At 35.7% G+C, this 8280-nt stretch carries 5 protein-coding genes and 1 rRNA gene; 2 read left to right on the forward strand and 4 right to left on the reverse strand.

Going from position 1 to position 8280, the window contains the following annotated elements; all coding sequences use genetic code 11:
• On the forward strand, nucleotides 1-3036 hold the full coding sequence (locus DKG80_RS16055) for a DNA polymerase III subunit alpha (RefSeq protein ID WP_109832383.1): 3036 nt from the start codon (nucleotides 1-3) through the stop codon (nucleotides 3034-3036).
• Between the two features lie 33 nt (nucleotides 3037-3069).
• Here the strand turns inward: DKG80_RS16055 and DKG80_RS16060 are convergent, their stop codons facing one another.
• Complete coding sequence (locus DKG80_RS16060) at nucleotides 3070-3759, reverse strand: response regulator transcription factor (RefSeq protein WP_109832384.1); 690 nt, start codon at nucleotides 3757-3759, stop codon at nucleotides 3070-3072.
• A 2-nt stretch (nucleotides 3760-3761) separates the two neighbouring features.
• Nucleotides 3762-5000: a sensor histidine kinase gene (locus tag DKG80_RS16065; protein ID WP_109832385.1), complete on the reverse strand. Its 1239-nt coding sequence runs from the start codon at nucleotides 4998-5000 to the stop codon at nucleotides 3762-3764.
• 153 nt (nucleotides 5001-5153) lie between these two features.
• Between DKG80_RS16065 and DKG80_RS16070 the strand changes: the two genes are divergently transcribed.
• Nucleotides 5154-5534, forward strand: a complete 381-nt coding sequence (locus DKG80_RS16070; protein ID WP_109832386.1) for a DUF1573 domain-containing protein — start codon at nucleotides 5154-5156, stop codon at nucleotides 5532-5534.
• Nucleotides 5535-5613: 79 nt separating this feature from the next.
• Here the strand turns inward: DKG80_RS16070 and DKG80_RS16075 are convergent, their stop codons facing one another.
• Complete coding sequence (locus tag DKG80_RS16075) at nucleotides 5614-7836, reverse strand: SulP family inorganic anion transporter (protein ID WP_109832387.1); 2223 nt, start codon at nucleotides 7834-7836, stop codon at nucleotides 5614-5616.
• A gap of 363 nt (nucleotides 7837-8199) precedes the next feature.
• Nucleotides 8200-8280, reverse strand: a 5S ribosomal RNA gene (rrf, locus tag DKG80_RS21490); the annotation flags it as partial.

Genomic DNA, 8280 nt, shown 5'->3' on the forward strand with positions numbered 1-8280 from the left:
ATGTATCTCAATACCCATTCTTTCTTTAGCTTCAAGTATGGCGTCATGTCTACTGACCAACTTCTCACCGAAGCGAAAAATAAAAACCTTAGCTCATTCGTACTCACTGACATCAACAGTACTGCAGGGTGCATGCGATTCATTCGTGATGCTCATAAGTTTGGTATTCGTCCAATAGTTGGTGTAGACTTCAGAAATGACACTGAACAAAAATTTGTCCTCATTGCACAAAACAATACTGGTTTCCAAAATATCAATGTTTATCTATCTAAACATCTTCATCAAGAAGAACCATTTCCAGATCAGGCTCCTCAACTTGATAATACTTATACCATTTACCCTTATTTATCATGTCAACCTGATCAACTCCAACATCACGAATATGTTGGTATTGACCCTAATGATATCCTCAAACTTCCTTTTTCAAAATGGAAAAATCATATAGACAAAATAGTCATCCTCAGAACTGTCACTATTAGAAAAACACATAACCATCCGAATCGAAAACAACCTGACTTCAATGTACACCGACTACTACGTGCCATTCATTACAACACTCTCCTTACAAAACTGACGTCTAAAGATCTATGTGCTACACATGAATATATGCTCTCAAAAAAAGAACTCCTCGATACCTTCGAAGACTATCCTGAGATCATCCTAAATACAAAGGCAATCATAGATAATAGCTCAATACAGTTTGAATTCGGAGATGAATACCCTCACAAGAACATTCAGACATTTACTGGTTCTGAAAAAGAAGACTATCAGAAAATCCGCAGTCTATGTCTTAAAAAACTAAACTACCGCTACCCTAACCCAACCATTAAAATCTACCGAAGGTTAGCATTGGAACTGAATATGATCAAGCAAAAAGGATTCGTATCATATTTCTTAGTCAATTGGGATATCATCGAATATGCGATTCGCAAAAAATACTTCTATATCGGTCGTGGCAGTGGAGCTAATAGTATAGTTGCATATATCCTACGAATCACAGATGTAGACCCTATTGGTTTAGACTTATATTTTGAAAGGTTCATTAATCTCTACCGTCGAAATCCACCTGATTTTGATATTGATTTTTCTTGGCGAGATCGAGATGATATTACTAAATACATATTTGAAACTTATGGTTATGACCACGTAGCCTTACTTGCGACATACAATACTTTCAAAGTAAAAGCTGCAATAAGAGAAATCAGTAAAGCATGCGGACTACCACCACATGAAATCACACGTCTCACCGAGACACTCAAAGCTGATGACTCTCAAAAAGCGATCCATAGACTAGACAAGCTTTCTATGTCTATACTCAACTACGCCGTAAAACTCGAAAAAATCCCTAGCCACTTAAGCATACATGCTAGCGGCATTATCATCTCTGACAAACCTATTTATCACTTTACTGCTACTAACATGCCCCCTAAAGGCTTTCCTATCACGCATTTTGATATGACAGAAGCAGAAGATGCTGGTTTATACAAATTTGATATTCTTAGCCAACGAGGTCTCAGTAAAATCAAAGAGACTCTAGAGATCATAAGATATAACCAACCACAAGCTCCACGGATAGACATCCATGACACTAAGCGTTTTTTTAAAGATGAAAAAATAAAACACCTATTAAGAACTGGGCAAGCTATTGGATGTTTCTATGTCGAATCTCCTGCTATGCGCATGCTACTTAAAAAACTTAAGGTTGACCATTATGAAGGTTTAGTAGCTGCTAGCTCTATTATCAGACCAGGAGTAGCCAAATCTGGTATGATGCGACAATATATCATTCGATTTAGAAAACCTGAAAAGAGAAAGGAAGCACATCCTACCATGAAAAAGATCATGCCAGACACGTTTGGAATCATGGTTTATCAGGAAGATGTTATTAAAGTCGCTCATTATTTTGCTGGCCTCACACTAGCAGAGTCTGATAAACTCCGTCGAGGCATGTCTGGTAAATATCGCTCTAGAGCAGAATTTAAAGAAGTGGAAAGAAGATATTTTGAAGAGTGTCGCAAAAAGGGACATTCAGAAAAATTAATCCATGAAGTATGGCATCAGATCATGAGTTTTGCAGGCTATGCCTTCGCCAAAGGTCATTCTGCCTCTTACGCTATAGAAAGTTACCAATGCTTATTTCTAAAAGCTTACTATCCACTAGAGTACATGGTAAGTATCATCAACAATGGGGGCGGTTTTTATCGACCTGAACTCTATATTCATGAGGCTAAAATGCTAGGAGCAATCATAGAACCCCCATGTATCAATACCTCAAGGCAAGAAACTACTATTGATGATAAAACCATATACCTAGGTTTTCATATTGTCCAAGACCTAGACCATAATAGCATCATTGAAATCCTCGAAAAAAGAGATTACTACTTTGAATTCAAAAGTCTTGAAGAATTTGTTAATAGAGTTAATATAGGTATAGAGCAACTGCAAATTCTCATTCGGATCGGAGCTTTTCGCACAATAGACTCTAACAAGAAAAAACTACTTTGGGAATCATTCATGCTACTTAACAAAAGCAAGTATACCCCTCCAAGTTTATTTAAAACAAGAGTTAAAAAATTCAATATCCCAAACCTTTATATCGACCCAAGAGAGAAAGGATTTGATGAAATTGAAATTTTAGGCTTTCCTCTAGAAAACCCATTCAATTTAACTCTGCCTTATGGTAAACCATACAGTTTATCAGCTGAACTGTCTCAATTCAAAAACAAAAAGATCACCATGCTCGGCTATCTCATAGCTACTAAAAACACTGGTACATCTAAAGGGCAAAGAATGTTTTTTGGTACTTTCATTGATGAGGCAGGGCATTTTATTGATACTGTTCACTTTCCTCCTATTGCATCAAAATACCCTATCAGAGGTCAAGGTATATACGAAATCAAAGGTACCGTAACAGATGAATTTGACTTTTTATCGGTAGAAGTATCCTCATTAATCAAAGTCCATTATATCAACATGGAAGACATTCCTTTTTCTTCCTCTTCTTCAAAAGGAATAAAAGAACCTTCAAGTGAATAATTATCAAATATTATCCCCTTCTATGAACTAAAATCATCTTAATACAATCAGTCGAAAACCGACGCTATGAATATTCTCAAGCAATATATTTCGATCTTCCCTGAGGTACTTTCTCAGTCTTGAAATAAAGACGTCCAAACTTCTACCTTTAAAGTAATCATCCTCTCCCCAAAGTTTTGTCAAAATATTGGACCGATTCACAATTTCCCCATCTCCCATTATTAACATTTCAAGTAAATCTGCCTCACGCCTAGTCAGATTCCTAATAGACTTTCCATAAGCCAAAGTCAATCTCTTACTGTCCAGCTCGTAATGCCCTATTCTATACTTATCCAGAGACTTAGTTTTTGTTCCATTTCTTCTCAAGAACACTTCCATTCTACATATCAGCTCATCCACTGAAAATGGCTTTGTCAAATAGTCGTCCCCTCCCATTTCAAACCCTCTCAATTTATCCTCCTGCATACTCCTCGCTGTAAGAAAAATAATCGGAATATTTTGATCTAATTCCCTTATTCTTCTGCTTAGTGTAAAACCGTCCATTCTCGGCATCATTACATCCAAAATGCATAGATCAAACCCCTCTCCTCCAAACTCATCCCAAGCCCTATGCCCATCTTCTATCCAACGCACATCGTAATCATTATTTGACAAAACATCCTTGATCATAAAGCCAAGACTTACATCATCTTCAACTAATAAAACTTTGGGCTGAGATTTCATTTTTACAACGTGATTAAAAATGTCGATCCTGACAAGTTACTTTCGACTTCAATACTGCCTCCATGTGCTTCGACAATTGTCTTCGCATAATATAATCCCAAACCAAAGCCTTTTACGCTATACAAATCATTATTTGTCACTCGATAAAATTTCTTGAATATTCGTCTATTCACACCTTCATCCATCCCAATACCATTATCAATCACTTTGATAAGTACCTTATTTTTTCTCTGTTCTAACTCGACTCTAATCAAGGGCTGCTTGACGCAATATTTAATCGCATTATCTAAAATATTGACCAAGACATTCTCAAAATGAAATTTGTCTACATTAATATTGATCTTCTTATCACTCTCAATGACCTTGACATTTCCATTACTTTGATCCAGCAAAGCTGAAACTCTTTGAATGGCTTCATCAATTAATTGTATAAGATCACAACTTTCATATTTTAAATCAATAACCTTCCCTTCCAAACTTGTAATATCTAAGACTCGGTCTACTTGATTTTTCAACCTTTCTGACTCCAGTTGAATAATACTAGCATACTGCTTAAACCTATTTTCATTACTCAAACTCTCAGATATTGCATAAGACGCCAATTGAATCGAAGCAATTGGTGTTTTGAATTCATGCGTCATATTGTTCACAAAATCTTTCTGTATCTCTGACAATTGTCTTTGACGAAATATCGCAAATAAGGCATAAGAGAAGAAAGCAATTACTAAAACCAATACTATGCTTGAAAACCACCATATATCCATTTCCCCAGAAACATAAGATCGCATTCGTGGAAAACGAACACCGAAGTAATATTCATCTTTATCTAAAACTGGAAAATCATCAGTCCTTACTCTCATTTCGTCTGTACTCAAATAAGATCCATAAACCATAGTTTGATCCGTACAATCAAAAATTGCATATTCAAATGCCTGATCCATCTCCCTCTTTGTAAATTCTTCCAAAAGAATCAACTCAAGTACTCGCGGTGATATGCTATTATTTAGATTCACAATAAAATAATTGGAAGACAGCTTCTCTATCGGATCATCAGGTAATTCTGACTGGTTGATTTCACATAATCTATCTGTCACATTAAGCAACGCCACACTCACCTCGTATTCAAATTGTTGCTGCTTCAAGTTAAATGCCTTGTTAAGCCAAAATGTTTGAACAGCAACTATTCCTAGAATAGAACATACTGCCAAAAACAAAACCGTATAAAATACTCGCTTACTCATGTATTAACCGTAAACAAACTTCATTGAAAACAATTTCCTGCACTCAGATCGTGTTTAACATTTCATTAACAATTGATAAGTTTTCATTATGAGTCATTAGCCCCCACTATTCTGACTTTTACGTAAATAATTTTCAATTAAAACTTTATCACGATGAAAACCTTAAGTGTATTGGTGGTCTTAGTTACCACTTCATTTCAATTTTTACTAGCTGAAAAGCCTTCTAACAGTTCCCTCATTTGGGAAAGTAAAACTCATAATTTTGGCAAAATAGTAAAGGGGAATCCTGTCACTAAAACCTTCAATTTTGTTAATGAGAATAACCAATCAATCCAGATTACTAAATCTAAAGGATCTTGTGGATGTACTGTGACTAGTCATACTACAAATGAGATATTACCTGGTGAATCAGGACAAGTAACTGCCAAATACAATGCTGCTAAAATTGGCACATTCAATAAGTCGATTTTAGTCTACACAAATATCAATAACGAACCTATAAAGTTAATTATCAGTGGAGAAGTAACCGATTAACAATCTCAGGCTTTAAAACAAAAAAGGCTCCTGATTACAACTTTGTGATCAGGAGCCTCATCTTTATTAAAACTTTTAATTAGTGAATTAACGCTAATATTTTACCGAACCTTATTAGTTCATTTAAAGATACTTTCTCTTCTTCCTCTTCAAAACTGTAAAGAATAATAGCCTTGCCATTACTCTCAATATGAAAATGAGGGTTCTCTTCAATTTTTCTAATCAGTCCCCTATGAAAGAAATCTCGAATTTCTTCCTCATTTGGCCCTTTCAACACAAACTTATTCGAGAAAACAGGATACTCGTCAAAGTCAATATCTTGTTGATATGCTAAATCTGTTACTTTATCAAAGAAATCTTCCTTCTCTACAGTAAACACTGGTAAATTCTTTTCACTTTGAATTAACAAAGCCGACAATCTGGAATCTGCAGATTTTGTATCGAGTGTCTTATCATAAATAATCTCAGAATAAATAATTCTTTCCCCTTCATATTCTCCTGATATAATATTTTGAGCGTAAACGATCTTACTACTATTACTGAAACTAAACCCCTCAAAATCTTCAAAAGATATGGTTTTCCCAGGTAAGAATCTCCAGTGATTCATATCAGCAATTTTATTCAAATACTGCTGATGCTTTGTTAATTTTCGACCTTGTTCTTCCGATAAATCACCTTTGATTTTTGTTGCCAACGGGTGATCAGATACAGGTATTAAATGATCTACATTGGTAAATTTAAGTTTCTTACCTTGTCCTTCCCACTCTTTTTGTAAGTCATGTAAGTGCGTTCTAAATGTGTGATCTATAATATTCACATTGCTAAAATCTAATACCAACTCACCGTACTCTCTATGCTTTTCTATCTCTGACTTAAGTGAAATATAATTCGAAAAAATAGCTGAATGATGAAGAGAGATGACCCTTTGATTCTTATCCTCGTGCTCTGTATAATCAAACTTAGACTTGAAGAGAAATCTTAAAGGTGCTCCATAATACAGGTGTATGATCACCTGCATTAATATTCCTGCCAGTACACCTATAATCAAATCTGTTGCTAATACTGTCAGAAGGGTCGTTATGAAAATCAACAACTGCTCCTTACCTATTTCATAGATATGTTTAAATTCTGTAGGAGATGCTAATCTAAAACCTACATGAATCAACATTGCAGCCAATGCTGCTAAAGGAATTTGCTCAATTATTGGCTTTCCAAATAGCAGAAACAATAATAAAAACCCTCCATGAAAAAAATTCGCCCATTGTGTCTTACCACCGTTAGTTATGTTCGCGGTACTTCTCACTATTTCCGAAATCATAGGTAGACCTCCAATCATGGCAGATAAAGCACTACCACCCCCCATTGAAGATACATCTCTATTCAAATTAGACTTACGATAATGTGGATCTAAAGTGTCTACAGCAGATGCACTCAACAGCGATTCAATACTTGAAACCAAAGCAACACTGATGACTGCGACCCAAAAAACTCCTGTGAAAGCCATATCAAAATCTGGTAAGACGAATCCCTCTACAATTTTCTCAGGAAGATGAACCAAATTCTTAGGACCTAAATGATATTTATGACCTACAAGTTTATAATCATGCTCATGAAATAAATCAAAAATATGAGAGAATGGAATTGAACAAATAATTACCCACATCGGTGCAGGAATCATCTTAACTGGCTTAAACTTAATGTGGGGATGAATAACGAGTATAAAAATACTTGACAAAGCAATTATAGCGATCTCAGGATTCATGTTGACAAAAGCATCTGGGATTTGTAACATTGACCCAATGATCCCATGCCCCCCTTTTTCTGGAGTATAATCCAGAGCAACAAAGAGTTGCTTAACTATTATTATTACACCTATTGCAGCCAACATACCGTGAACGGCCGCAGTGGGGAAAAAATCTCCAAATTTACCCACCTTAAGAAAACCAAAAATCAATTGAATTATACCTGCCACTACAAAGGCAGCCAATGCATATTTATATCCCAGTAACATGTCTACACTACCGTCTGGCATTGCCCCTAAAGACTCAACTGCACCTAGATTAACTACAATTAAACCAGCTGCAGGACCACTAATCGTCACATAGGATCCTGTCACCCTTGACATAAAAAGTCCTCCAACTATAGCTGCTATGAGTCCAGCCATAGGGGGCACACCCGAAGCTAGTGCGATTCCTAAACATAGTGGTAAAGCAATAAGTGAGACCATAAAACCTGAAAGCACATCTTGCTTCCAGTACTTTTTTAGGCTTATTAGGCCATTAGAGTATAGTTCTGAAGCCATATAGTTTTATTCATTAGTAGTCAGTAATCGTCTAAAGACGACTTCAAATCTATGTAGAATAGAGGTCAAAACACCGTAAAAAGTCATGTAATAAATCACCTAATATTGTGAGAAACAGAATAATTCAGAGAAGATGATTTTTTATATAGCTTGGAAACTATTGCATTAATTATTGATCTCAAAAGGTATGTGTCCTTTCCTTGAATTAGGTTTGATTAATTGTCTTAAAACAGGTCGTTACCATAACCAGTATCTAGCCTATATTAGTTTGTGAGAAGAGTTATTAGGTTGAGGTGTATAGATTATAAAAATATAGGGGTATAAAAAAAGGGTTAATGAATTCTCACTAACCCCTTTGATAAAATCTGGCGATGACCTACTCTCCCGCATTTTACTGAAGTACCATCGGCGCTGAGTGGCTTAACTGCTCTGTTCGGAATGGGA

The sequence above is a fragment of the Reichenbachiella versicolor genome (assembly GCF_003171675.1).
Lineage (GTDB): Bacteria > Bacteroidota > Bacteroidia > Cytophagales > Cyclobacteriaceae > Reichenbachiella > Reichenbachiella versicolor.